Below are 26,674 nucleotides of genomic sequence, written 5' to 3'. Positions count from 1 at the left end.
GCCCCCTTATGCCTTCTCGACCTTCACGAGGAACGACTTCACCTCGGGTGTCTGCGAATTGGCGTCGCCGACGATCGGCGTGAGCGTGTTCGCGAGGAACCCGGGTTTGGTCAGCCCCTTGAAGCCCCAGTGAATCGGAATGCCCACGTGGTGAACCGTCTTGCCGTCCACCTTGAGCGCGCGCAGGCGCTTGGTGACGACCGCCTTGGCCTTGATATAGCCGCGGTTGGACGACACCTTGACCGTGTCACCCGCCACCACCCCGATCTCCTTGGCCAGCGCCTCGCCGATTTCGACGAACTGCTCGGGCTGGATGATCGAGTTCAGCAACGCGTGCTTGGTCCAGTAGTGGAAATGCTCGGTCAGACGATAGGTCGTGGCCACATAAGGGAACTGCTCGGCGCGGCCCATGGTGGCCAGATCGTCCGGGAACACGCGTGCGCCCGGGTTGCTCGTGGCCTTGGGTTGCTTCGGATGCAGCGGGTTGTAACCCAGCGGCGTCTCGAAAGGCTCGTAATGCTCGGGGAACGGTCCTTCGGCCATGGCGCCCTTGGCGAAGAAACGCGCAACGCCCTCGGGGTTCATGATGAACGGACTCATGCCGCCGGCCGGATCTTCATCCACCTTGAAGTCGGGCACATCCGCGCCCGTCCACGCCTTGCCGTTCCAGTAGATCAGCTTGCGCTTCGGGTTGAACGGCTTGCCCGCGAGGTCGGCCGACGCACGGTTATACAGAATGCGACGGTTCGCCGGCCATGCCCAGGCCCAGTTCAACGTCTGACCGATGCCGGTCGGATCGCTGTTGTCGCGCCGGGCCATCTGGTTGCCGGCCTGCGTCCATGCGCCTGCGAAGATCCAGCAGCCCGACGAGGTGCTGCCGTCGTCCTTGAGCTCCGCGAAGCCCGACAACTGCTCGCCCGCCTTGCGCGTGACCTTGGTCGGATCCTTCGGATCGACGAGATCCTTGAGCGCACGACCGTTGTACTCCTTGGCGAGCTCTTCGGGCGTCGGGCTCTCGGGCTGCGCATACGGCCACGCGAGATTGACGATCGGGTCGGGATACTTGCCGCCCTGCGTCTTGTACATCTCGCGAAGGCGCAGGAACAACGCCGACATGATCTCGATGTCGGTGCGCGCCTCGCCCGGCGGCTCGCCACCTTTCCAGTGCCACTGCAGCCAGCGTCCCGAGTTGACCAGTGCGCCGTCTTCTTCGGCGAAGCAGGTCGTCGGCAGACGGAACACTTCCGTCTGGATCTTGCTGGAGTCGACGTCGTTGTGCTCACCGAAGTTCTTCCAGAACTCCGACGTCTCGGTCGCCAGCGGATCCATGACGACGAGGAACTTGAGCTGGGCGAGCGCCTTGTCCCACTTGACCTTGGCCGGGGTCGCGGCAAGCGGGTTGAACCCTTGCGCGATGTAGCCGGTCATCTTGCCCTTGCTCATCAACTCCTGCACTTGCAGCATGTCGTACGGCTTGTCGAGCTTGGGCAGATAGTCATAGCCCCAGTTGTTCTCGGCCGTTGCCGCGTCGCCCCACCACGCCTTCATCAGGCTGACGTAGAACTTCGGATAGTTCTGCCAGTAGCTGAGCTGGTTCGGACGCAAAGGCTTTTGCGTGCGCGCCGTCAGATACTGCTCGACGGTCTGCTCCGCCTGCTTGGGCAACGACATGTAGCCCGGCAGCAGATCGGTCATCAGCCCGAGATCGGTCAGCCCCTGAATGTTCGAGTGACCGCGCAGCGCGTTCATGCCGCCGCCCACCGCGCCGATGTTGCCCAGCAGCAGTTGCACCATCGCGCCGGTACGAATGATCTGCGAGCCGATCGAGTGCTGCGTCCAGCCCAGCGCGTACAGAATCGTCATGGTGCGCGTCGGGGTGGAACACTCGGCGATCTGCTTGTAGATGTACTCGACCTTGTCGGCTGGTGTCCCGCACACGCGCTCGACCATCTCGATGGTGTAGCGTGAGTAGTGCTGCTTCATCAGCTGGAACACCGTGCGCGGGTGCTGCAGCGTCGGGTCGGTGAGCACGTAGCCGTCCGCGCCCTTCTGGTAATCCCAGGAGGACTTGTCGTACGTGTGCTTCTCGGCGTTGTAACCCGAATAGATGCCGTCTTCGAACGAGAACTCGTCTTTCACCAGGAAGGTGAAGTCCGTGTAGTTCTTGACGTATTCGTGCTGGATCTTGTCGTTCGTGAGCAGGTAGTTGATCAACCCGCCGAGAAAGGCGATATCCGTGCCGGTACGGATCGGGGCGTAGTAATCCGCAACCGATGCCGAGCGGTTGAAGCGCGGGTCGACGACGATCAGGCGCGCCTTGTTGTGCGCCTTCGCCTCGGTCACCCATTTGAAACCGCACGGGTGTGCCTCGGCGGCGTTGCCGCCCATGATAAGTACCAGATCCGCGTTCTTGATGTCGACCCAATGGTTCGTCATCGCGCCACGGCCAAACGTCGGGGCAAGACCTGCCACCGTCGGGCCGTGTCAGACACGTGCCTGGTTGTCGAATGCCAGCATCCCGGTACTGCGGATGACCTTGTGCGTGATGTAACCGACTTCGTTGCTCGATGCCGACGCGGCCAGCATGCCGGTCGTCAGCCAGCGGTTGACCGTCAGGCCGTCGTCCGTCTTCTCGACGAAGTTGGCATCGCGGTCCGCCTTCATCAGCCTGGCGATGCGATCGAGTGCATCGTCCCAGGAAATCCGCTCCCACTTGTCGGAGCCCGGCTTGCGGTACTCCGGATGAGTCAGACGATTCGGGCTGTGGATGAAGTCGATGAGGCTCGCCCCCTTCGGGCACAGCGTGCCACGGTTGACCGGGTGGTCGGGGTCGCCTTCGATGTGGAAGATGCTCTTCTTGGCGTTCTTCGCGCCGTCGCCGTAGCTGTACATGAGCAGACCACAGGCCACGGAGCAGTACGGACAGGTATTACGGGTTTCGGTCGCTCGCGCCAGCTTGAACTGACGGACCTCCGCCAGCGCCGCGTCGGGTGCGAACCCGAGCATTGCCAGGCTGGACCCGGCCAGCGTTGCGCCACTCACTTTCAGGAACTGGCGCCTGGACATATTAAGCATGGGGGAATTCTCCTCAAATTTTGAGAAACTTTGCGGGAGTGTGTTGAGTATAGAGCAAAGAAGTAACGATTTCCGTGACTTAGCACAAACCATGCCTCGTGTTGCATTGCGCCTGATTGCAGCTTATTTCGTGGGAACTTCCTTGACATTTTGGTATTCTGAGCGTCACTTTGGTCACCGTCCCCGGTAATGGACACATTGCCCCCAGAAGATGATGTGACGAACCTGATCGCATGTCCGAACTGCGACACCCTTCACCGTCGCACGGAACTGCCTTCGCACGAAACCGCCCGGTGCGTGCGTTGCCATTCGGTTCTTTACCGCTCCCCGGACCTGCGCCTGTCGCGCGTACTTGCGCTCACCCTGACATGCCTGATCGTGTTCGCGATTGCGAATGCGTTCCCCATCGTCGAGATCGAGGTGCAGGGCATCGTGACCGAGACCACGCTCGTGGGCGCAGCGTGGGCCCTCTATAACGAAGGCATGTGGCTGGTCGCCCTGCTCGTCTTCGCCACGACGGTGGTGTTTCCCCTGTCGCAACTGCTTGCCCTTATCCATCTGATTACCCCGCTGTCGCTCGGCCGTCGCCCCTACGGGGTGTTCCATGTCATGCGCGCCATCGAGTTCTGCCGGCCGTGGGGCATGATCGAAGTCTTCATGCTTGGGGTGCTGGTGTCGCTCGTGAAACTCTCCGCCATGGCGAGCGTGCTGCCGGGCATTGCGCTCTGGGCGTTCGGTGCGCTCACCATGCTGCTCGCCACGGTGCTCTCGTTCGACCTGCGCAATCTCTGGATCGTGATCGACCGCACGCCGGACCCTGAGGTGCAAGCGCTCAAGGCCCGAAAGACGAACCGCACGGGGTCGGCCACGCGATGAAATACATCTCCGCCAAAGCGGCAGGACTCGTCGCGTGCCATGTGTGCGGCCGGCTCTCGCGCGAAGTCAAAACCGTCGAAAAGGAGCGCTGCCCGCGATGCGGCGCGGTGCTGCATCAGCGCAAGGTCGACAGCCTTACCCGCACCTGGGCCTTGCTGATTGCGGCGGCGATCCTGTACATTCCCGCCAACGTCCTGCCCATGATGCAGACACGCTCGCTGCTCGGAAACAGCAGCGACACGATCATGAGCGGCGTGATTTATTTCTGGACCAGCGGCGAGTACGACCTGGCCATCGTCGTGTTCACCGCGAGCATTCTCGTCCCGATGCTCAAGCTCATTGCGCTATCGCTGCTGTGCTTCACGGCGCAGCGCGGTGTGCGCTGGAAACCGCATCAACGCACCAAGCTGTATCACATGGTCGAGTTCATCGGCCGCTGGTCGATGCTCGATGTTTTCGTCGTCGCGCTGATGGTCGCGCTAGTCAATATTCAGTCGCTGGCCGTCATTCAGGCGGGGCCGGGCATCGTGGCGTTCGGATCCGTCGTCGTACTCACCATGTTGGCATCCATGCAGTTCGACCCTCGCCTGATCTGGGATCAGATCCGCGACGACGACACCGAACAGGACGATCATGACTGACCCGAAAGACCCCAAGGATTCGCAAGACCCGAAAGCCGTTCCCCCGCCCGATGCCGGCGGCCTGCCCACGCCGGTGATCGAGCCGCGCAAGCGCTGGGCGCCGTCGCTCGTCTGGCTGATCCCGCTGGTCGCGGCGCTCATCGGGCTGTCACTGGTCGCCAAGGTGCTCATCGAGCGCGGCCCGAGCGTGACCATCGACTTCAAGACCGCCGAAGGGCTCGAAGCCGGCAAGACGAAGGTCAAATACAAGGAAGTCGACATCGGGACGGTCAAGAGCATCGAATTGTCCGACGATCTCTCGCACGTGCGCGTGACGGTCGACCTCACCAAGAACGCCAAGAACTTTGCGGTCAAGGACTCGCGCTGGTGGGTCGTGCGCCCGCGCGTGGCAGGCGGCAGCGTATCGGGCCTGTCGACGCTGCTCTCCGGCGCGTACATCGGTGCCGACGCGGGCAAGTCGAAGGAGTCGGTCAGCCACTTCGTCGGGCTGGAAGTGCCGCCGGTGGTCTCCAGCGGCCAGCCCGGCAAGCCGTTCGTGCTGCATGCCGCGGACGTCGGCTCGCTCGACATCGGCTCGCCGATCTACTACCGGCGCATTCAGGTCGGTCAGGTCGAGGCGTATTCCCTGGACCCGGACGGCAAGGGCGTGACGCTGCGCGTGTTCGTACAGGCGCCCTACGACCAGTACGTCGGCACGAACACACGCTTCTGGCATGCAAGCGGTATCGACCTGCGGCTCGATTCGAGCGGCTTCCAGGTCAATACGCAGTCGCTCGCGTCGGTGGTCATCGGCGGCATCGCCTTTCAGGCGCCGGACGGCTCCGGCGCAGGCGTGATCGCCAAGCCGGGCCAGGAATTCCGGCTGGCCCCGGACGAAGCGACCGCCATGAAGGCGCCCGACACGCATCCGGTGCAGGTGGTGTTCCGCTTCCAGCAGTCGCTGCGCGGGCTGGTCGTCGGCGCGCCGGTCGACTTCCGTGGCATCACGCTTGGCGAAGTCACGTCGATCGGCGTGGAGTTCGATCAGGCGACCAAGCAGATCAACATGCCGGTGACGGTCGATGTCTATCCGGAGCGCCTGCGCCGTCGCGACCCGACCAACAGCGTGCCGCCGACCGAACTCCAGAGCCACCGGATTCTGGACGCCCTCGTCCAGCGCGGCCTGCGGGGTCAGTTGCGTACCGGCAACCTGCTGACCGGCCAGTTGTACGTGGCGCTGGATTTCTTCCCGAGCGCCAAACCCGCCAAGGCCGAACGTATCGGTGAAACGCTGTACATGCCGACCGTGCCCAATACGCTCGACCAGTTGCAGCTCCAGATTGCGGACATTGCGAGCAAGCTCGACAAGATTCCGTTCGATAGCATCGGACAGAATCTCGACTCGTCGCTGCGCAAGCTCGACAAGACGCTCGAGAGCGCGCAGGGCCTCTTCCGCCAGCTCGATGGCGAAATTGCGCCGGAAGCGAAGGCGACGCTGGGCGAAGCGAAGAAGAGCTTCGGCGCGGCCGAGCGCACCCTGTCCGAAGATGCGCCGGTGCAGCAGGACGTGCGTCAGGCCATGCAGGAACTCACGAAGACGCTGCGCTCGCTGAACACACTCGCCGACTACTTGCAGCAGCACCCCGAAGCGCTGCTGCGCGGCAAACCGAAGGATCCGCAACCATGACGAAGCCGACCGAGATGACCCGCTCCCCGCGCCCGGCCGCGCGCAGGCGTGAGACGCCACTGGCGGGATTCAACGCCACGGCAGCGACTGCCGCCTTCGTGCTCGCGCTGGCGGGCTGCGCGTCGCCGCAACCCACGTTCTATACGCTTGCCGATGCAAATGGCGGGGTGAATGGGGGCGTGAATGGCGGGGTGAATGGGGGCGCCGTCGCCACGACCGGGGCGAGCGCACCGGCGACGCCCTACGCCATCGAGGTTTCCCCGGTGGCCGTGCCCGAGCAGGTCGACCGGCCGCAAATCGTGGTCACGCGCAGCGGCGGACGTGTCGACATTCTCGAAGCGTCCCGCTGGTCTGCGCCGCTCAAGAACGAATTGACGTCGACGATCTCGCGCAACCTGACGCAGCGTCTGGGCGCCATGGATGTGTATGGCGTGCCACGTGCCGATAGCCTTGCGGTCTATCGCGTGTCGACGTCGGTGCAACGTTTCGAGTCGGTGCCCGGCGAACAGGCCGCATTGACCGCGGTGTGGAGCGTTCGCAAAGTCCCTGGCGATCTCGTGCTGACGTGTCGCTTCGCGGCGACGGAACCCGCTTCGGGCGGCATCGACGGCGTCGTCGCTGCACAGCGCAAGCTCGTCGACCGGCTGTCGGACGGCATCGGCAACGCCATCGCCACCAGCGCACAAGGCACTGGCGCAGCCCGCTGTGCTGGTTGAGTGCTTCGGCTGGGTAGGCCGGTTGAGTGGGCCTGTTGAATGGGCCTGTTGAATGGGCCAATTGACTGCGCTGAGGCGGAGGGGATAGTCAGCGCGGCGCAAGGCGCGGTGACACGGTAACCGCCGGTTCCGCGCTGCGTTGCGGAACCGGCCGGTGCCACGGACGGCGATCCCCCCCCGGAGCCCGCCGACCGTTTATTGCGAGCGACATATCGCTCAGGCTCGCCACGCGTGTGCCGAACGCATCGTTTGCGCCGTATGCGCCCACCGGCCATGCGTCTGCCCCCGTGTGGCGAACCCAACGTCCATCGTAGCGAGCATTTTGCGTATCGGCATTGGACTAAAGTCCCATGCGCGGGCGATTTTTCTATGGGAGACTCACCTCTGCCTGCCCCAGGGCGCCATTCCGGCATGCCTCGGCACAATTCGGCTCCCTCTCATTCGCCACCCGCCCCGTGACACCGCACGCGCCCAACGCCCCTTCCTCGGACCGCCCTGACGCGCGCGCCGCGCACGACCGGACGGCACGCACCGTGCCGCCCCCGAACGCCGACCCGTCCATCGCGCACGCCCCCTCTCATGCGTCCCCGCATGTGCTCGCCCAAGCCGCCCGAAGCGACTCACCACGCCTCGCGCGAGGGCATGACGACGAGGTCTATGTCGCGCGTCTGCGCACCCTGCGCAAGAATTTGCCGACCTCGCTCGCCGGGTCGTTCCTCACGGTCTGGCTGATCGTGGCCGTGCTCCACGAGGTGTTCCCGATACGCGACTTGCTGCTCTGGGCCGGCGCGCATGCATTGCTCACGCTGTGGCGCGCGAGCGTGCTGATCGGCGGACCACGGCAACTTTCGCGGCGCACCGCCCGGAAGGCCAAAGCGGCGCATGCCGCGCATCATGCCACGCCGAGCGCCAGTTCGACTCAAACCGCACCATCGGCCAGCACCGCCGAGGCCGATGCCCCTGATCTCAGGACGTTGCGGCAGTGGGATTGGCGCGTGCGGGTCGGCGCGCTGGCGGCAGGCCTGCTGTGGGGCGTTCCCTATGCCATCTGGCTATACCAGGCCCCTGCCGCCCAGCAGATGTTCATGATCGTCGGATTGCTAACGCTCGGCACCGGGGCGATCTACGCATACTGCATCCATCCGCCGGTACTACTGGCGTTCGAAGTCCCTTACTACGCACCGAGCTTTGTCGCGCTCGGCATGCTCGGCGGCACCATTCATTCCACCCTGGCGGTCGCCGGGGGCCTGTACCTCGCTGTCACGTTCACCTTCGCTTACCGGATGTACCGGACTCAGATGGATTCGCTGCACATGCGCTTCGAGAACGATGACCTGCTGGCGAGACTGGCGGTAGAGCGCGACGCGGCGCAACGCAGCAATCTAGCCAAGTCGCGGTTCCTTGCCGCCGCGAGTCACGATCTGCGTCAGCCCGTGCATGCGCTGAGCCTGTACGTCGGTGTATTGCGCGAGCAGACCCTCAACGCCCGCAGCCGCCAACTGGTCGATCATATCGGGCGGGCAACGGCCGCCATGGGACAGTTGTTCGACGGCCTGCTCAATATCTCCCGTCTCGACGCCGGGGTGATCCAGCCGAAAGCCCGGGCGATGCACCTCGCGCCGATGATCGATCAGTTGCAGTTGGAGTACGCGCCTCAAGCGGCCGCGAAGGGGCTGATCCTGCGCGTGCGCCCGCCCCGTTCCGGTCATGCGCTGGCGGTCAGATCCGACCCGGTGCTCCTGGAGAGGGTGCTGCGCAACCTGATCGACAACGCAATTCGTCACACGACCCACGGCGGGGTGCTGATCAGTTGGCGCCGGCGCGGTGATCGGGTTCGCATCGACGTATGGGATACGGGCGTGGGGATTGCCGAAGGCGATCTCGACAAGATCTTTCTCGAGTTTCATCAGGTCGGCAATCCGGAGCGCGATCGCTCCAAGGGCCTTGGCCTCGGCCTCGCGATCGTGCGCCGGACCGCCGACCTGCTCGGCCACCCGTTGTTCGTTCGGTCCGTCCCGGCACGTGGCAGCGTGTTCTCGCTGAGCGTGCCGCTGGCCGACGTGCGGGCCGTGCGCCAGCCGCCAGATCTGAGCGCCGGCGCCGCGCAGCATGACGCGGCGGGGATTGACGCGGAGAAACCGCTCGTGTGCGTGATCGAGGACGACGCGGAGAACCTCAACGGCCTGTGTCTGTTGCTCGACGCGTGGGGCTATCGCATCGTCGGCGGCAGCAGCGGGGAGGACATCGTTCGCGCGGCGGCGGCTACCGGCAGCAAGCCCGCCCTGATCCTGAGCGACTTCCGGCTGCGCGATCACGAAACAGGTATCGACGCCATCGACCGGCTACACGAAGAATTCGCCGACGACACCATTCCGGCCATTCTCCTGAGCGGCGACACCGACCCGCAGCGCATCGTGGAAGCATCGGCCCGTGCGTGGCCGCTGCTGCACAAACCCGTGGATGCGCAACTGCTGCGACATACCGTCGAGCAGGCGCTCAAGTCGCAAACCTAGCGACCAGACAGGGGGCACCGGGCTCGGAGCGTTCAGAACGATTCAGCGCTCTTTCAGGACGGCTTGCCGAGCAGCCCGCCGCGACGCGCCAACGCCGCGGCCTGTGTCCGGTTGAGCGCGCCCAGCGCGGCAAGCACCGCCGACACGTGTGCTTTCACCGTCTTCTCCGTCATCCCGAGCCGTGCGGCAATCTCGCCGTTGCGCAACCCGTCGCAGACCAGGCGAAGCACCTCGCGCTGACGCGGGGTAATCGACGCGAGCCGCTGCATGAGCGCCACGTCGTCGAGCGCCGGTTCGCTGCCTTCACGCCATTGCGGCCGTGGCGCATGCTCGTCGCCTCCGGCTGCCGCTGCGGCGACCGGCTCCACACTGAGGTCGTACCCTGGCGAGAGATAGCGCTCGCCGCGCATCACCGTCTGAAGCGCATCGACCAGCGTACGGCTATCCGCCGATTTGTGAACGAAGCCATGCGCCCCTGCCCCCAGCGCCGCCCGAACGTCCTGCGAGTCCTCGGACGCCGAGATCACCAGCAGACGAAGATCCGGGCGCACGGCGCGCAGCTGGGCGAGCAATGCCGCACCGGCAAGATCGGGAAGATAGTAGTCCGCCATGACGGCATGGACGTCTGGCCGCAGGGGAAGCGCGCGAACCGCTTGCGCGCCGGTCGCAAAAGCCTCGAAGCTCAACTCGGGGGCGGCGGCACGCAGCGCGAGGAGCAGGCCTTCGCGAAACATCGCATGGTCGTCGATCAGAAAGACAGTCGGCACGGGCAGGCGGTGCGCGCAAGGCGCAGAGTCGTCGGGGGGTAGCGAGGAGAATTATGTCGCAATACTGACCAAAAGTCGTGATTTCGATTGCCGTTCGACGCGTTCCCCGCACCGATTCTCACTTCCCGAAAATGGCGCACGCCAAAACGGAGCAGCCAATAACGCTGGCGCACCACAGCGGGGAAAACACCGATCGGTTACGCATTGCGCAACCGATTACGTGATGTTTAATATGTGACAGACCCCGCCACCGGGGCGCCATAACAAATACTGGAGACAACCATGCCCACCCCGAACGGCGCACTGCGCCGCGCGCTTGGGAGCGCGGCGTCGAATGCTATCTCGACGGCTGCGCTCACTCTCTTCACCGCCGTCGCCACCGTCGCCGCGCTAGCTCCCCTCACCCGTGCACATGCCGCGCCTGCCACACCGGTCATCTCTGACGGCGTCGTCAAGATCGGCGTGCTGACCGACCTCTCGGGCGTGTCGAGCGACAACGCCGGCAAGGGCAGCGTGCTCGCCGCCACCATGGCCATCGACGACTTCTCGCGCGACCACAAGGTGCTTGGCGCACCGATCGAACTGGTCTCGGCCGACTCGCAAGGCAAGACCGACACCGGCGCGACCATTGCGCGCGAATGGTACGACCGGGGCAAGGTCGACATGATCACCGACCTGACCTTCTCGAACGTCGCGCTTGCCGTCGATCGCATCGCCGATGAGAAGAAGAAGATCGCACTCGTCACGGGGGCAGGCTCGTCAGCCATCAGCAATGAGCAATGCACTGCGCACAGCGTGCAGTGGATGTACGACACCTACGCGCTGGCGAACTCGACTTCTCAGGCGCTGCTGCGTCGCGGCCTGAAGTCGTGGTATTTCATCACCGCCGATTACGCTTTCGGGCAGGCGCTGGAAAAGGACGCCAGCGAGATTCTGACGCGTCAGGGCGGCAAGGTGGTCGGCTCGGTGAAACACCCGGTGAACTCCCCCGACCTGTCGTCGTATCTGCTGCGCGCGCAAACGTCCGGCGCACAGGTCATCGCACTGGCCAACTCCGGCACCGATACGCTCAATACCGTCAAGCAGGCCGCCCAGTTCAACATCATTCAGGGTGGCAAACAGGTATTCACACCGTTGCTCTCGCTCATCACCGAAGTCCACGGCATGGGCCTGAAAAACGCGCAGGGCATGATCCTCACGAACGGTTTCTACTGGGATCAGGACGACCGCTCCCGCGCGTTCGCCCAGCGCTTCCATGCGCAGCACAAGAAGATGCCGACCATGATGCAGGCCGCTGTCTATTCGGCGGTCCTCAATTATCTGAAGGCGGTTCAGGCAGCCGGCACGGACGAAGCGGACGCCGTCATGGCCAAGCTCAAGTCCATGAAGATCGACGATCCCGTCATTCGCAACGGTCAGATCCGCGCCGACGGCAAACTGGTGCACGACATGCTGCTGGTGCAGGTGAAAACGCCCGCCGAATCGAAGTCGGAGTGGGATCTGTACAAGATCCTGGAGACGATTCCGGCCGACAAGGCATTTGCGCCGCTGGCCGAATCGAAGTGTGCGCTGGTGAAGAAATAGGCGAGCGCCGGCTCAACGTTTGAGATCGGTGGCGGACGCCGTTTGCGCGCCGCCACCGCCGTGTGCAGACCCGGCGGCCGGGTCTTCCACGCGACGAAACACCAGCGCCGAAGCCAGCGTAATCAGCCCGACGCACACGAACGTCATGCGAAACCCGGCGACCGTGCCGCCCGTCGGCCCGGCCAGGTGACCGAACAACGCCAGCAACTGACCGCCGATGGTCACGCCCAGTCCAAGCGCGAGCATTTGCGCCATCGAGAACAGACCGTTGCCCGCACTCGCGCGGCGCGCACCCAGATCCTTGAGCGTCACGCTATTCATCGCTGCGAATTGCATGGAATTCGCGCCGCCGAACACCGCCAACTGAATCAGCCCCAGCCAGATCGGCCAGCCTGGCCCGAACAGTGCGAAGCTCGCAATCGAGCCACCGACGACGGCTGTATTGACCATCAAAAAACGCGTGTAACCGTAGCGCGCCACCAGCGGAGTGACCATGCGCTTGACGACGACGCCCGAGAGCGCGACCGGCAGCATCATCAGACCCGACGCGAGCGGGCTGTAGCCCATCGCCACCTGAAGCAACAGCGGCAGCAAAAACGGCACGGCGCTACTGCCGATACGCGCGACGAGATTGCCGAGCAGACCGAGACTGAAGCTGCGCGTCTCGAACAATGCCAGGGGAAACAACGGCGCGGCACGGCGGCGAGCATAGGGCCAGTAGCCAACCGTCGTCGCTACGCAAAGCAACGCGAGGCCGACCGAAGGTCCCCATCCCGCATCGGCAAACGGGTGATCGAGCGCGAGCGTGAACGACACCATCGCCACGGAAAGCAGCGCGAAGCCGATCCAGTCGAAACCGGTCTCGATGATGTCGTCTCTGGACGGGCGCGGCAGGTAATGCCGTACCGCGAAACAGCCAATGAGGCCGATGGGCACGTTGATGAGGAAGATCCAGTGCCACGACGCGACTTGCACGAGCCAACCGCCGAGCACCGGGCCGATCATCGGGCCGACCTGTCCGGCGATCGACACGAAGGCCAGCGCCGCCAGGTACTCACCGGCCGGAAACGTGCGAAGCACGGCAAGACGCCCGATCGGGAGCAGCATCGAGCCACCCGCGCCCTGCAGCACCCGCGCGAGCACGAGCTGCGGCAGGGTATGCGCCATCGCACAGGCAATCGACCCCAGGACGAACAGCAAAATGGAGACGAAGTAGACACGTCGCGTGCCGAAGCGGTCGGCCAGCCATCCCGATGCGGGCGTGAGCATGGCCATCGTCAGCGAATAGGACACCACGACCGGCTGCATGCGCAACGGGTTCTCGCCAAGGCTCGCGGCCATCGCAGGCAGCGCCGTGTTGACGATGGTCGTGTCGAGCGCCTGCATGAAGAAGCCCGCCGCGACGATCCATAGCAAAGCGGTGAGTGTCTTGTCTTGCTTCATGCGGCGCGGGGATGAGGCCTTCGGAGAAACCGGGCGTCAGAGTGAATTCAGCGAAAGCAGAATTCTATCGCGCTTCGCGCCCGCACATCCATGCGCGTTCATGCACATTTTTGCGGGATCGATGAGCGCCATGCATCGATGCCCGGCGCCATGGGACGCGCGGCCGGTTCAAGCCGTCGTGTTGACGCGCGTGCCGGTGGTCTTCGTCGGGTCCATGAGTGCGGTGATCTGCGCCTGAATCGCCATCGCTTCGGAAGACAGCGTACTGACCTGCTGCATCTTCTCGTCGGGCGGCAGGCGGTCGTTGTTGCGCACGGCTTCGAGTTGCGCCATCACTTTGGCAAGCATGTCCTTGAGCTTGCGAATCGTCTGCTCGACGATCGAATCGCCCGCGCCACCGCCGCCGGCTGCCTGGCTGGTCATCGCTTTGCCAGCCTGCCTGGCAGCCTCGCTGGCGCTGCGCAGACTGAGCGTGACCTTCTCGCCGTCGCTTTGCGGCGCGGCGTCGTCGGACGCGCCGGCGGCCTCCGCGCGGCCGTTCTCGACCTGAGCAGCGCGCGTCGCGTTCGCAGCGCCGCCCGTGTCTGCGGACTTCGCCGTCTGCGCTGCCTGTGCTGCCTGCGCTGGCTGTGTAGATTGGGCCGCTTGTGCTGCTTGCGCTTTATCCGCCTGCTGCTGTGCGATATGCGCCTGCCAGATGTCCAGCATGCTGGACGTTGCGCTGCCCTTGGCGGGAATGATGATGGTCATGGAGCGAGGGGTCTCCGGAAAAAATTAAGGATTCGAAAATATTACGGCATCTTTCACGAATTCCTGAATTTCCCGACGCATCCCCCTGCCACGCTCCGGCAACGCTTTCAAGCGAGATAACCGGAGATGCCGTCCCATAGCAGCTTGATCGCTGTGACCACCAGCAAACCATAGCAAGCGCGGTAAATGTGGCGTTGATCCAGATTGGCGTGAAGCCGCCAGCCCGAGACCACACCGGCGGGAATCGCGAACAGGCAAACGCCCATCAGCACCCACACCGACCCCGTCGGTCGGACCAGCAGCAGCCACGGCACCGCCTTCGTTGCGTTCCCCACGGTAAAGAACAGACTCGTCGTTCCGGCATACACCTCCTTGCTCAGCCCCAGCGGCAACAGATACATCGCCAACGGCGGTCCGCCCGAGTGCGCCACCATGGTCGTCACCCCCGACGCAACGCCAGCGGTAATCGCCTTGGGTGTCGAGCGCTCCCGCGTGGTCTGCTTCGCCCCCGAGACCAGCCAGAGGCCGACGAACGCAAGCGTGATCAAGGCCATGACGATGGAAATCGCGCGATGGTCCAGCACCCGGAACAACAGGTATCCCGCAGCAATGCCCACGAGCAGTCCGGGCACGAGCCGCGCAAGGTCCGGGCGCGACCATGTCGACGGCTTCCAGTACCGCAGCGCGAAGAGATCCATCGCGATGAACAACGGCGCGAGCATGCCGCCCGCGCTCACCGGGTCCATGACGAACGACAGCAGGGGAATACCGACGATGGAGAACCCGCCACCGAACGCCCCCTTCATAAAGGCAATCAGAAACACGGCGGCGAACGCGACGAGAATGGTCGCGATCGTCAGTTCGGGACCGGACAGCATGGGCAGCGCCATCATGCGCTCCTTGCCCGCGTGCAAACGCAACCGCGTGGCGGTTCGCTCGCCGCGGCATACCGCTGGGACCATGGCACTGCAAACATGAAGCCTCTCCTGGAATGTTGACCCCGCCGCCAACACGGCAGGTGCAATCAGAATGCTCCGATGTTAAAGTCAGTGCAATTAAAACATTGCTCTCGGTGCAATATATGACCAAGACCGACTATCTGGCGCTTGCGGACAAGGTGGCCATGGACATTGCGAGCGGCTCGCTCGGGCCGGGCGACCGCCTGCCGCCGCAACGCGACTTCGCCGACCAGCATGGCATTGCTGCCTCGACAGCGAGCCGCGTTTATGCCGAATTGCTCCGACGTGGACTTGTGGTCGGTGAGGTCGGACGCGGCACGTTCGTCTCCGGGCAGACGCGACGCGGCGCCGAGGCGCCGGGCGAACCGCGCGGCGTGCGCATCGATCTCGAATTCAATTTCCCGATCCTGCCGGGGCAATCCGGACTCATTGCGCGGAGTCTCGCGGGACTGGAGCGTGCCGCCGAACTCGAACTCGCCCTGAGCCCGGCCACGAGCGGTGGCACGGTCGCCATTCGCAATGCCGCCGCTGCGTTTCTTGCCGAAGGGGCGTGGACACCGTCTCCCGATCAACTTGTCTTCACCGGCGCAGGACGCCAGAGCATCGCCGCCGCGTTGGCCGCCGTGGTGCCGCCCGGGGGGCGATGCGGCGTGGAGATGCTGACGTATCCCTTCATCAAAGGCATCGCGGCACGGCTGGGCATCTCGCTCGTCCCGCTGGCGATGGATGAAGGCGGCGTGCGACCGGAAGCGATACGACAAGCGCATCGCGATGGCCATCTATCGGCCATTTACCTCCAGCCCACGGTTCAGAGTCCCCTGGGCATGACGATGAGCCCGGCGCGACGTGCCGATCTGCTTGGTATGGCCGAGACGCTGAACCTCGTCGTCATCGAAGACAATGTCTATGGGTTTTTGGACAGCGCCACTCCACTGGCCGCGCATGCCCCCGAGCGCTGTATCGTGGTCGACAGTTTGTCGAAGAAGGTAGCGCCAGGACTCAATCTGGGATTTCTCGTCACGCCACCCCACCTCAGGGAAAGCGTGATGGCAGCAGTGCGATCCGGTGGATGGACCGCACCGGGCTACGCGTTCGCTGCGGCGCAGCGCATGATGAGCGACGGCACCATTGCCGAACTGGTGCGGCTAAAGCGTATCGACGCGCGCCAACGGCAGGCGATCGCTGCGGACTGCCTGGCTGGATTCGATGTGCGCACCAACGGCAAGGGCTATCACCTGTGGCTCACGTTGCCGGCGCACTGGCGCTCGCAGGCGCTGGTGGCGGCGGCAGCGCGGCATGACATCGGGCTGACCCCCTCCACGGCATTCGCCGTCACCGCAGGACACGCGCCCAACGCGGTGCGACTGGCGCTGGCCGGACCGACCATGGACCTGCTGGATTCGGGATTGCGCACGCTCGCAGGGATTCTGAATGCGCGGGAAGACGACTTCGACCTGACGGAGTGACGGTCGAGCGGATCGAGGGACCGAGGGGATCGGTAAAGTGAAGGCGAAATGAAAACGCGGAGGCGGCATGCCGTAGACAGCCGCCCCCGTGCCAAGGCCGAGTCAGGCGCGGATCGCCCGATATCCCACGTGCTCCAGATGGGCGTCGTCGTCGACCGACAAATCGTCTGCCGCGTCATCCGCACGGTCGTCGTCAGCCAGCGAATCCAGACGAATGGCCGCGTGAACAAGCGCGATATGCGAGAACGCCTGGGGGAAGTTGCCGACCTGACGTTCGTGGGTCGTGTCGTATTCTTCGGCGAGCAATCCGACGTCGTTGCGCAACGACAGCAACCGCTCGAACAGCGCGCGCGCGTCTCGCTGACGACCGATCATCACGAGACAATCGACCATCCAGAAACTGCATGCGAGAAAAGCGCCCTCGCCCGCCGGCAACCCATCGTCGACGCGGCTGGTGCGATATCGCTGCACCAGACCGTCCTGCATCAACTCGCGCTCAACCGCCTCCACGGTGCCGACCACACGCGGGTCGTCCGGTGGCAAGAAACCCACGAGCGGAATCATCAGCACGCTCGCGTCCATCTCCGAAGACCCGTACGCCTGCATGAACGCATTGCGCGTTTTGTCGAAACCGTTCGCACAAACGTCCGCGTGGATTTCCTTGCACAACCGTCGCCAATGGTCGACCGGTCCGGGCAACCCGAAACGCTCGGCCGACTTGATCGCGCGATCGAACGCCACCCATGCCATCACCTTCGAATAAGTGAAGTGCTGTCGCCCGCCGCGTACTTCCCATATGCCCTCGTCCGGCTGGCGCCACACCGTCTCGAGATGCGCTACGAGCTTCGTCTGCACCTCCCAGGTCGCGTCATCCGGCGGCAGTCCACCGAGGCGCGACTGGTGCAGCGCGTCCATGACCTCGCCATAGACATCAAGCTGCAACTGCCCCACCGCGCCGTTGCCCACCCGCACCGGCTTCGCCCCCTCATAGCCCGGCAGCCAGTCGACCACCCACTCGGGCAGCCGCCGCTCGCCCGACAACCCGTACATGATCTGCACTTGCGACGGCGCACCGGCCACGGCGCGCACCAGCCAGTGACTCCAGTCGCTCGCCTCGGTGTAGTAGCCCCCGAGCATGAGCGCCTGCAAGGTCAACGTAGCGTCGCGCAGCCAGCAGTAGCGATAGTCCCAGTTGCGCTCGCCCCCGAGTTGTTCGGGCAACGAGGTCGTGGGCGCCGCCACGACGCCGCCCGTCGGCACGAACGTCAGCGCCTTGAGCACGATGAGCGAGCGGCGAATCGCCTCCGACCAACGTCCGTCGAGCTGACAGCGATTGGCCCAGGTCCGCCAGTAACGCTCGGTATCGGTGAGCGCGGCAAGCGGATCGATTTCGCGAGGATCTGCGTGATGGGACGAGACGCGGGAGAGGACGAAAGGCACGGTGTCGCCCGCCTTCACATCGAACCGTGCGCGCAGGCTGCCGGGCACGTCCTGAATCTCGACAGGGGTGCGCATCACCACCTTGTCGGGGCCTGCAATGAGGCGCATGCCGGGCCCGGTCGGGTCGTCGGACGCAAGCGGTCGTGACCACGGCACCGACGCCCCGTAGTCGAAACGCAGGATCAGTTCCATCGACATCGATACCGTGCCATGCACGCCCTTGACCAGACGCACCAACTCGGCAGCGCCGTCGCGCAGCGGCATGAAATCGATCACGGCAACGCAACCTTCCACGGTCTCGAAGCGCGTCTCCAGAATCAGCGTATCGTCGTGATAGCGACGTGTGGTGGTCGCGCGCGGATCTTCCGGCGCGATTTTCCAGCGGCCATGTTCCGGGCCGCCAAGCAAGGCGGCAAAACACGCCGGGGAATCGAAGTACGGCCAGCAGAGCCAGTCGATGGAGCCGTCGCGCGCCACCAATGCAGCGCTGCGGCAATCGCCAATCATTGCGTAGTCTTCAATGCGTGCCGGCATGCTCACCTCGGGAACAGAAGAGGAATGGATTTCCGGCAGCCGTCGTTGTCGAGATGCCGGAAAATGCGAGCGAATGAAGTCCTATGGTACGCGCTTGGCGTACGCGCGACCATGGCGAGTGCCACGGAATAGGCGAGTGGCCGGGGGTGCTGCGACAGCGTCTGCCAAGGGTCATGCCTCCCTCCTTACGACACGGTTGGTTCCAAAACCGACCCGCTCCCGGAAAGGAAGTTCTGACGAATTGATCTGTGGCGCGTCAACTCGCGGCAAATCCGCATGACAGACGGCGCATATACATCATGCTGTCACCACTGCCCCGCTCTCCAGCGCATGCACTGCGCCTTGCGCGATGAGATCGCGAATGTGCGCGGCGTCGAAGCCATACTCTGCGAGCACATCGAATGTGTGCTCGCCGAGACGGGGCGCCGGACCACCCGTGCACTTCGGTGTCCGCGAAAAACGAATCGGCAGGCCGATACTGCGCGTGGGGCCGTCGAGCGGATGAACGGTTTGCACCACCATTTCACGCGCCACGATCTGTGGATGGGTCACCGCTTCCGAAATGGACAACACCGGACCGACCGGCAGTCCGACCGCGTCAAGGCGCTCGACCCAGTTCTGCGTCGTGTCTCGCATGAGATACGCCGTAAGACGCTCGACGAGTTCGTCGCGATTCGCCGTGCGTCCCGCATTCGTCGCAAAACGCGGATCGTCGGCAATCTCCGGCGCGTCGAGCACCTGCAACAGACGTTCGTAATTTGCCTGATTGGCCGCACCGATGTTGATCCAGCCGTCCTGTGTGCGAAACGCCTGATACGGGGTGCTCGTAGGATTCGCAGAGCCGAACTTCGGCGGATTCTCGCCGCTGGCGAAGAAGTTGGCGGCGGCCCAGTACATCTGCTGGAAACCGGCTTCGAGCAGCGATGTGTCCACGACCTGACCTTCGCCCGTGCGCAACCGATGCGCATAGGCCGCCGAGATACCCAGCGCCGCGAGAATGCCGGCGTTGATATCGGCGATTGGCGAGCCCGCCTTGATCGGCGCCTGTCCCGGCTCGCCCGTCACGCTCATCAATCCCGAAAGTCCCTGAGCGATCAGATCGAAACCGCCCTTGTCCGCGTAAGGTCCCGTGCGCCCATAGCCGGAGATGGCGCAATAAATCAGGCCGGGATTCGACTCGCGCAGCGTGTCGTAGCCCAGCCCCAGCTTCTCCATCGTGCCTTTGCGATAGTTCTCGGTCACGACGTCCGCACTGAGAAGCATCTTGCGCAGCACGCCTTTGCCGCCCTCGGTCTTCAGATTGAGCGCAATGCCGCGCTTGTTGCGGTTGAGCATCATGAACGACGCCGATTCGCCATGCGAGAGGATCGGCGCGAAACGGCGCGCGTCGTCGCCGTCCATTTTCTCGACCTTGATGACGTCCGCGCCCATGTCCGCGAGCATCATGCCGCACACCGGACCGGACATGATGTGCGAGAGCTCGATCACTTTGACGCCCTGCAATGGGCCGGCCTTCGTTGCGTTTTCGTTGCGGGTATCGGTCATGTCAGCGCCCCTCGAAAACCGGCGTCGTCTTCTCAAGGAAGGCGCGATAGCCGGTCTGGAAGTCTGCCGTGCCGAAGCACGCGAACCCTTCGTCGATCTGGGCAGGGGTGAGCGGCTTGCCGCTCACCAATTCACGCACGAATCGCTTGTGCCAACGCGCCACCAACGGCGCGCCGGCCGCAATGCGCTGCGCGCTGGCAAGGGCTTCGCGCGCCACGTCGGCGTCTGCCACCACACGCGTGACGAGCCCGATGCGAAGCGCTTCCTGCGCATCGAAAATCCGGCCTTCCAGCAAGATTTCCAGCGCCTTCGTGGGCCCGAGCAAATGCACAAGACCGGACAACTCGGCATGCGCCATCACAAGACCGAGCTTGTTGATCGGCGCCCCGAAGCGGCTCGATTCCCCGCAAATCCGGATATCGCACGACGCCGCAATTTCCATGCCGCCGCCCACGCAAATGCCATGGATCATGGCGACGAGCGGCACAGGACAGTTCGCGAGCGCGTCGAGCGTGCGATGCATGAGCGCGCCGTACGTGCGCGCCTGTTCCACGTTGGCGCGGTCGGTTTCGAACTCGGCAATGTCGTTGCCCGGCGCGAACGACTTCTCGCCCGCACCGCGCAGCACGATACAGCGCACGTCAGGCGATGCGGACAAGGTGAGGATGGTGTCCCCCAGCGCCTGCCACATGGGCTTGGTCAACGCATTGAGTTTCTCGGGACGATTGAGCGTGACCACCGCGATGGCGCCACCTTGCCCGGTCAGTTCGGTTAGAACGGTCGATGCCACATTGCCTCCCTGGATCGTCGGCGCGTGAAGTCACCACCCGACTTGGATTATTTGGTATACCAATTTTTTGTAAACGATAAGATCACCAGCACACCGGTGGCAATAAAAAATCACAAAAATCAGGGTTAACGTGGAATTTATACGTTCTCCAGATTGACGACGACCTCCGATGCGAACAGAATTGGCATTCCATTTTTGATGGCCTCACGTATGACCGTCTCCGCTGCCTCACTGAACGCCGCCGCGTATGAAGCGCTCAAGGCGCGCATCGTGCGAGGCGACTTGCGCCCCGGTGCGCCGCTGTCCGAACGCGCACTGTGCGATGAACTGGCGGTATCGCGCACGCCGCTGCGCGAGGCGCTCAAGCGCCTGGCGAATGAAGGATTGGTGGAAATTTCCGAGACGCGTCGCGCCCGAGTTGCGCGCGTGAGCGTTGACGAGGTCGTCAACCTGCTCGCCGTCATGGCCGTGCTCGAAGGACTCTCGGGAGAGCAGGCGTGCGAAAAAGCGACGGATGCAGATCTTGAGGCGCTTGCCCGGTTGCAGGATGAAATGGAAGCCGCCTACGCACGCGCCGATCACGCCGCCTACTTCGCGCTGAATCAGCAGATTCACCTGAGCATTCTGCGTATGGCGGACAACGGGCCGCTCGCCGAGTACTTCCACAATCTGAATGCGCGGTTGCGGCATGTGCGCGAGCGCCTGACGCCAACGCCGGAGCGCTGGCGTCAGGCCGTGGACGAACATGCGCAGATGCTCGCGCTGTTACGCAAGCGAGATGGCAAGCGGCTGCGCCCGATGATGGAAGCGCACTTGCGCAGCAAGACGGACGCTTACGTCGCGGCCATGCTCAATGAAGGACTGGTGAGCATGAACCGGGCGGCATGATGCCGCATGGGATGCACTGAAGCACGCCCCCGGCAGGTCACGCTGCCGCGCGTGCGTTGGCGAGCACGGCCGCACATTTGGCCATCAGATGCGCGCGCAGCAGTCGTCCGAGCGTAGCGCCATCGCGCCGATGCAACGCGCGCAGCATCTCGACGTGCTCCTCGACCGCACGCTCCCATTTGCCCGCATGCAGATTGGAGCGAAAACGCAGGGCCTGAAGCCGGTGATTGACCGACTGATACATTTGCGTGAGCGCAGCATTACGCGCCGCCGCGTTGATACGGTCGTGAATCCGTTGGTTGCAGTCGAAGTAGCCGGAAAGGTCGCCGTTCGCATAACAGGCGTCCATCGCGCTGTGCAATTCCTGGATCTCGTCGACTTCCGCCTGCGTAATGCGTTGACAGGCCAACTCGCCTGCGAGCGCCTCGAGACCGCTGAGCAATTCGAAAGCGTCGGCGATATCGCTCTCGGACAGTGTCACGACACGGGCGCCGCGATTCGGCAACAGATCGATCAGACGCTCGACCGCGAGCATCTTCAGCGCTTCGCGCAACGGCGTGCGCGACACCCCCAGTTGCTCGCACAACGCGCGCTCGTTCAGATGCGCGCCGGGCGGCAGCGATCCCTCCGTGATCATCTTGCGCAAGCGATCCATCACGGCGAGATGCAACGCCTGACGGCTGATCGGCTGGGTGACATCGGTGTTCGGTGGGTGGACGGTGTGGTCGCGTACGGCGTTCAGTGTGACGGAGTGCATAGGCCTGCCTTGGTCATTCGTTGCTGGATGAAAGACTGCGACTGCATGCACAGCACTTGCGCGAGCGGCGTCAAACCTTGGTCGGAAATTGTTCGGAACGCCGCACGATGGGAATACAAATCGGAATACTGATCGGCTCACCTATCGCGAACCGACGGAATATTACGAAATATTACGAACTCAGATTCTCGCAGATCACCGTCATTTTGACTACGTTGTGTGGTGTTTTCACCGAGAAAGCGACACGTTCGCGCCGCAGCGCAACATCGCACGAATTTTGTATACGATGTGGGCCACATGCTGTCGGCATCTGACCGGCGCATCGCCCTTCCCTCAGGAGATTCGCAAGATGTTCGAGACCCAACCCGCCGTCGAATCGCTGGCTCGTCTGCTCGCCGACACTCGCCGTGGCGACACGCCGATCGATTCGCCCGCCGCTGCCTTGCTGCCGGTCGATGCCAATGCCGCTTACGCCGTGCAGCTTCGCACACTCGACTTGCTCGGCGAGACCATTGCCGCATGGAAAGTCGGTGCGAAGACGCCGACCGATCTGCCGAATTGCGCGCCGATTCCGGCGTCCGTGGTGAGCAACGCCGGTGGCGTGCTCGCCCTCGACGATTTCTTTCGCCCTGGCCTCGAACTCGAAATCGCCTTCCGCCTCGCGCGCGACATCAAGCCGGGGAATTACGACGAACGCGAAGCCATGATGTTCGTGGACGACATGCTCACGACCATCGAGATTACCGACAGCCGCTTCGCCGGGAAGGGCCTCGACAGCCGCTTCGCGCTCGCCGATCTGCAGAACAACGGAGCGCTGGTGATCGGTAGCGGTCGCCGTTACGACGCCGGCTACGACTACCTCACGCCGAAGGCCGTCTTCACGCTGAACGGCCAGGACATCACGCCGCCCAAGGTCTTCAACACCGGCGGTGACCCGCGTGCGTTGTTCACGTGGCTCGTCAACCACAACGGCAAACGCGGCATCACCATGCGCGCGGGCGCGATCGTTACCTGCGGCTCGTACGTCGGCATGATCCCCGCGAGCGGCAAGGGTGAGCTGCGGGGCGTGATCGAGGACGTCGGCGAAGTCGCCGTCACACTGAAGTAACCTCAGCGGCGCGCGTGATCGTCAGTCTGTCGTCGGGGGCTGACGGGGCTGACCGGGGCTGACCCGGGCTAACGAGGCCTGACGAGGCCTAACGAGGCCTATCGGCGCGCCCGTCGACCCCGGCAAGCATCTTCGGCGCGAGCACAGCGATCGGCACGATGCACAGCAGCCCCACGCCCAACGCCACCGGCAGATCGACGCCATGCGCAATTGCGCCGATCAGCACCGGCCCGACCAGCAGCCCCAGATAGGCCAGGCGCGCCATTACCGCAATCGCCTCGGCGCTTGCCATTCCGGCACTTCGCGCCACTTCGCCCGACGCCGCGAACATGACCGGCATGACGTTCGACAGACCGAGTCCGGCGAGCGCAAAGCCCACCACGGCCGCCAAGGGCTCACGCCAGAACAGCGCAAGCAGGACCCCAGCCACGCAAAGCAGACTGCTCACGCGCAGCAACCGTGCACCGCCCATGCGCGCGCGCACCGGATCGCCACCAAAGCGCCCCGCCGCCATGCCCACGGAGAATGCCGCGTAACCTGCACCGATCCACGCGCCTTGCGCAGCGACCACTTCGCGCATGTACACGGCCGTCCAGTCGTACATCGCGCCCTCCACCACCAGTCCAAGGAACGCGAGCACGCCGAAACCCGTGAGCTTGCGGTTGAGTTTGCGGCGCGCCGCATCGTCGAGCACCGGCGGTGGCGTGTGCTTTCGCGCGGGCGTCCCGGTCTGCGTATTCGCCACCGACGCCTCTCCCGGCAACATATCCGGTTGCATGAACCGGGCGCCGACGACAATCACGACCGCGCACCCGAGCGCCGCCAGCCCGACGTGCCACTGCGGCGAGCCCTGATGGGCGAGCCACGCACCGCCGACCAGCGCGCCCGCCATGCCGCCCAGGCTGAAACAACCGTGCAGCGACGCCATGATGGGCTTGCGATAACGCGCTTCGAGCGTGGCCGCCTGGGCGTTCACGGCAACGTCGTACGTCGCATTCGCCGCGCCGTACAGCGCCAGCCATGCCACGAGGCCCCAATAGTTGGGCATCGACAGGAGAAAGGCGCTGGTGAGCGCGAGCGCGATCCCGGAGTGCAGGCTAGCGTGCCGACTGCCGGCGCGTCCGACCCAACGCGCCATGCGCGACATGGTGACGATCGCGCCCCCGGCCACAGCGAACATCGCCACTGACAGACTCGCGTCGTTCAGGTCGAACATCGCCTTGACGGTGGGCACATGAACGCCCCACGTCGCATAAAGAAAACCGCTGCAAAAGAGTAATGCCATCGTTGCCGCGCGTGCAGGCCAAAAGCCCGTGCGTGGCTTCGCTGTTTCAGAAGTCATCGGAATTGGAAAAGTGTGGGAATGACACGGCGCAGAACGCTGCCTTGTGCGTGTCGATGAATATCGCTGGAACGTCGTCTGAAGCGAGATGTGCGAAGTGCCAGCGTTGTGGAACTTGCAATCGATGTTGAGAATTCTAGCGCACTCTGTGTGACAACACAGTGCATCTTGCGCAACAGGGCCCGCAATGCGCGTCCGGCTTCACATCAATGCGACGGTGAACGAAGCGCGGCATTGCGCCGCATCGCCCAATGCACCCGCGAGGTCCTCGCGCGTAACGGCGGTGGCGACTTATCCACCGTTTTTGTTCACAAGGCTGTGGACAACGCGCAGACGCGCCCACCCAAGCGCTTGATCGATATGGGATTTTTTGAGAAGGCCATCAGACGGCGGCACTCGCGGGCAAATCGCTCGCCAGCGCCGCCAGCTTATCCACAGATTATGTGTTCAAGTCTGTGGACAAGCCCTTGATGAGAGGACGCAAGTCTTTGATTCGAATCGAGGATTCAGCTAGCGGAGATCGGCGAAGCAGTTTGCGACGGCTCCACTGCCATCGCGAATCCCTTGTTGCGCTCACGCACGACTCGATGAATCAGCTCCCACACCGTATGCGCCACCGGCGAGAGCGACCGGTTCTTGCGACGCACGAGCACGATGTTGCGCTCGAACGCGGGCAGCAACGGACGCACTGCCAGCGTGGAGTTCTCCGGCAGCGGCAAGGCCAACGGCGGCAGCACGCTCACCCCCAACCCCTCCTGCACCATCCGGAAGATGGTGCTGACGTGTCCCAGCTCCTGCGTGATGGTGCCCTGCACCTTTTGCGTGGTGAGCGCGCGATCGATCAGCGCACGGCTGCCCGAACTCTGGTTGAGCAGCACCAGATTCTCGCCGGTGAGTTCGGACCAGTGGACCGCCGCCTGCGAGGCGAGCGGGTGATCCGTGCGGCAAATGAGACAGAACGGCTCGCTCATCAGATGCTCGGTCGTCAGATCGTCGGCGCCTTGCGGGGCGACCACGATACCGAAGTCCACGTCGCCCGCGCGAACGCTGTCGAGCACCGCGCGCTGCATCTGGTCGACGAGCGCGAGCGCAATGTCGGGATACGTGGCCTGTGAGGCGAGCAGCACGCGCGGCATGAGGGTGGCGGAGATCGTCGGCGCGGCGCCGATACGAACGCGCCCCGTTGTGCGCGCTTCTGCGCCGTGCGTCTGAAGCAGGGCGATTTCGAGTTCGTCGAGTACACGATCGAGGTTGCCCGCCAACGTGACGCCCGCGTCCGTCAACGCGACTTCGCGGGTCGTGCGGTCCACCAGACGCAGGCCGAGTTGCCCTTCCAGTTCGTTGATGCAGCGGCTGATCGCCGGTTGTGTCAGCCCGATCTCGGCGCCCGCGCGGCTGAAGTTCTTGCTGCGCGCCACGACCATGAAGACCTTGAGTTGTCTCAGCGATACGTTCATTTTGGGCCCTGCCAGAAGAGAAAGTGAGCCACCGAAATGGCCAAGGCGCGCCGCACGCGACGGCGCGCCCCATACACGCGTCGATCAGGCCGCAGCCTTGACCATGTCTTCGATCACCTTCTTCGCGTCGCCAAAGACCATCATGGTCTTGTCGAGGTAGAAGAGATCGTTGTCCAGCCCGGCATAACCCGCCGCCATCGAACGCTTGTTGACGATGATCGTCTTGGCCTTGTAAGCCTCGATGATCGGCATGCCCGCGATCGGCGAAGCCGGATCGTTCTTCGCGGCCGGGTTCACCACGTCGTTGGCGCCCAGTACCAGCACCACGTCCGTCTGACCGAATTCGCCGTTGATCTC

Annotated in this window: 21 protein-coding genes; 9 read left to right on the top strand and 12 right to left on the bottom strand. The window is 64.0% G+C overall.

Features of this window, described 5'->3' with window-relative positions:
• Nucleotides 1-6 precede the first annotated feature (6 nt).
• Entirely contained in the window at nt 7-3,075 is a 3,069-nt protein-coding gene (gene fdnG / locus PCA31118_RS23530) for a formate dehydrogenase-N subunit alpha (protein WP_150627401.1), read from the bottom strand.
• 216 nt (nt 3,076-3,291) lie between these two features.
• Between fdnG and PCA31118_RS23525 the strand changes: the two genes are divergently transcribed.
• The 5 genes from PCA31118_RS23525 to PCA31118_RS23505 all read left to right on the top strand — a co-directional run bounded on the left by PCA31118_RS23525 (nt 3,292) and on the right by PCA31118_RS23505 (nt 9,487).
• Nucleotides 3,292-3,951 carry a paraquat-inducible protein A gene (locus PCA31118_RS23525; protein ID WP_237165271.1) on the top strand — a complete coding sequence of 220 codons (660 nt, stop codon included), beginning with the start codon at nt 3,292-3,294 and terminating at the stop codon, nt 3,949-3,951.
• Nucleotides 3,948-4,592 carry a paraquat-inducible protein A gene (locus tag PCA31118_RS23520; RefSeq protein ID WP_044455106.1) on the top strand — a complete coding sequence of 215 codons (645 nt, stop codon included), beginning with the start codon at nt 3,948-3,950 and terminating at the stop codon, nt 4,590-4,592. Before PCA31118_RS23525 ends, PCA31118_RS23520 begins: the two co-directional genes overlap by 4 nt.
• Nucleotides 4,585-6,258, top strand: coding sequence for a PqiB family protein (locus PCA31118_RS23515; protein ID WP_150627400.1), 1,674 nt, complete (start codon nt 4,585-4,587; stop codon nt 6,256-6,258). The genes PCA31118_RS23520 and PCA31118_RS23515 overlap by 8 nt, the downstream gene beginning before the upstream one ends.
• Nucleotides 6,255-6,974, top strand: coding sequence for a PqiC family protein (locus PCA31118_RS23510; protein WP_246190402.1), 720 nt, complete (start codon nt 6,255-6,257; stop codon nt 6,972-6,974). The genes PCA31118_RS23515 and PCA31118_RS23510 overlap by 4 nt, the downstream gene beginning before the upstream one ends.
• 533 nt (nt 6,975-7,507) lie before the next feature.
• A complete protein-coding gene (locus PCA31118_RS23505; protein WP_174990580.1) occupies nt 7,508-9,487 on the top strand; it encodes an ATP-binding response regulator in 1,980 nt (659 codons plus the stop codon).
• A gap of 53 nt (nt 9,488-9,540) precedes the next feature.
• Here PCA31118_RS23505 and PCA31118_RS23500 read toward each other — a convergent pair whose 3' ends face one another.
• A complete protein-coding gene (locus tag PCA31118_RS23500) occupies nt 9,541-10,254 on the bottom strand; it encodes a response regulator (RefSeq protein ID WP_150627398.1) in 714 nt (237 codons plus the stop codon).
• 282 nt (nt 10,255-10,536) lie between these two features.
• On the opposite strand from PCA31118_RS23500, the gene PCA31118_RS23495 reads away from it, so the two are divergent.
• Complete coding sequence (locus PCA31118_RS23495; RefSeq protein ID WP_150627397.1) at nt 10,537-11,838, top strand: ABC transporter substrate-binding protein; 1,302 nt, start codon at nt 10,537-10,539, stop codon at nt 11,836-11,838.
• A 12-nt stretch (nt 11,839-11,850) separates the two neighbouring features.
• On the opposite strand, the gene mdtD is transcribed toward PCA31118_RS23495, so the two are convergent.
• The 3 genes from mdtD to PCA31118_RS23480 all read right to left on the bottom strand — a co-directional run bounded on the left by mdtD (nt 11,851) and on the right by PCA31118_RS23480 (nt 14,924).
• Nucleotides 11,851-13,281 (bottom strand): multidrug transporter subunit MdtD, encoded by a 1,431-nt coding sequence (gene mdtD / locus PCA31118_RS23490; protein WP_150627396.1) that lies wholly within the window; start codon nt 13,279-13,281, stop codon nt 11,851-11,853.
• A gap of 168 nt (nt 13,282-13,449) precedes the next feature.
• Nucleotides 13,450-14,031, bottom strand: coding sequence for a hypothetical protein (locus tag PCA31118_RS23485; RefSeq protein ID WP_150627395.1), 582 nt, complete (start codon nt 14,029-14,031; stop codon nt 13,450-13,452).
• Between the two features lie 107 nt (nt 14,032-14,138).
• Complete coding sequence (locus tag PCA31118_RS23480; protein ID WP_150627394.1) at nt 14,139-14,924, bottom strand: sulfite exporter TauE/SafE family protein; 786 nt, start codon at nt 14,922-14,924, stop codon at nt 14,139-14,141.
• A gap of 188 nt (nt 14,925-15,112) precedes the next feature.
• Between PCA31118_RS23480 and PCA31118_RS23475 the strand changes: the two genes are divergently transcribed.
• The gene (locus tag PCA31118_RS23475) at nt 15,113-16,456 is read left to right on the top strand and encodes an aminotransferase-like domain-containing protein (RefSeq protein WP_150627393.1); all 1,344 of its coding nucleotides are present in this window, start codon (nt 15,113-15,115) and stop codon (nt 16,454-16,456) included.
• Between the two features lie 102 nt (nt 16,457-16,558).
• Here PCA31118_RS23475 and PCA31118_RS23470 read toward each other — a convergent pair whose 3' ends face one another.
• From PCA31118_RS23470 to PCA31118_RS23460, 3 genes are all read right to left on the bottom strand, one after another.
• A complete protein-coding gene (locus tag PCA31118_RS23470; protein ID WP_150627392.1) occupies nt 16,559-18,430 on the bottom strand; it encodes a glycoside hydrolase family 15 protein in 1,872 nt (623 codons plus the stop codon).
• Nucleotides 18,431-18,727: 297 nt separating this feature from the next.
• Nucleotides 18,728-19,975, bottom strand: a complete 1,248-nt coding sequence (locus tag PCA31118_RS23465; protein ID WP_150627391.1) for a CaiB/BaiF CoA transferase family protein — start codon at nt 19,973-19,975, stop codon at nt 18,728-18,730.
• Between the two features lies 1 nt (nt 19,976).
• On the bottom strand, nt 19,977-20,765 hold the full coding sequence (locus PCA31118_RS23460; protein WP_150627390.1) for an enoyl-CoA hydratase-related protein: 789 nt from the start codon (nt 20,763-20,765) through the stop codon (nt 19,977-19,979).
• 210 nt (nt 20,766-20,975) lie between these two features.
• Here PCA31118_RS23460 and PCA31118_RS23455 point away from each other — a divergent pair, with 210 nt between their 5' ends.
• On the top strand, nt 20,976-21,653 hold the full coding sequence (locus PCA31118_RS23455) for a GntR family transcriptional regulator (protein WP_174990579.1): 678 nt from the start codon (nt 20,976-20,978) through the stop codon (nt 21,651-21,653).
• A 37-nt stretch (nt 21,654-21,690) separates the two neighbouring features.
• Here the strand turns inward: PCA31118_RS23455 and PCA31118_RS23450 are convergent, their stop codons facing one another.
• Complete coding sequence (locus PCA31118_RS23450; protein WP_150627388.1) at nt 21,691-22,410, bottom strand: GntR family transcriptional regulator; 720 nt, start codon at nt 22,408-22,410, stop codon at nt 21,691-21,693.
• 349 nt (nt 22,411-22,759) lie between these two features.
• On the opposite strand from PCA31118_RS23450, the gene PCA31118_RS23445 reads away from it, so the two are divergent.
• Entirely contained in the window at nt 22,760-23,518 is a 759-nt protein-coding gene (locus PCA31118_RS23445; RefSeq protein ID WP_150627387.1) for a 2-keto-4-pentenoate hydratase, read from the top strand.
• 88 nt (nt 23,519-23,606) lie between these two features.
• Here the strand turns inward: PCA31118_RS23445 and PCA31118_RS23440 are convergent, their stop codons facing one another.
• The 3 genes from PCA31118_RS23440 to PCA31118_RS23430 form a co-directional block, all read right to left on the bottom strand.
• A complete protein-coding gene (locus PCA31118_RS23440; RefSeq protein ID WP_150627386.1) occupies nt 23,607-24,803 on the bottom strand; it encodes an MFS transporter in 1,197 nt (398 codons plus the stop codon).
• A 563-nt stretch (nt 24,804-25,366) separates the two neighbouring features.
• Complete coding sequence (locus PCA31118_RS23435; protein WP_150627385.1) at nt 25,367-26,317, bottom strand: LysR family transcriptional regulator; 951 nt, start codon at nt 26,315-26,317, stop codon at nt 25,367-25,369.
• An 84-nt stretch (nt 26,318-26,401) separates the two neighbouring features.
• Nucleotides 26,402-26,674, bottom strand: a 273-nt coding sequence (locus PCA31118_RS23430; RefSeq protein ID WP_150627384.1) for an NAD(P)(+) transhydrogenase (Re/Si-specific) subunit beta, incomplete at its 5' end; no start/stop codon positions are given.

Source organism: Pandoraea captiosa (assembly GCF_902459775.1).
Lineage (GTDB): Bacteria > Pseudomonadota > Gammaproteobacteria > Burkholderiales > Burkholderiaceae > Pandoraea > Pandoraea captiosa.
The sequence above is the reverse complement of the archived record's forward strand: the minus strand, read 5'-3'. Positions and strand labels throughout refer to the sequence as shown.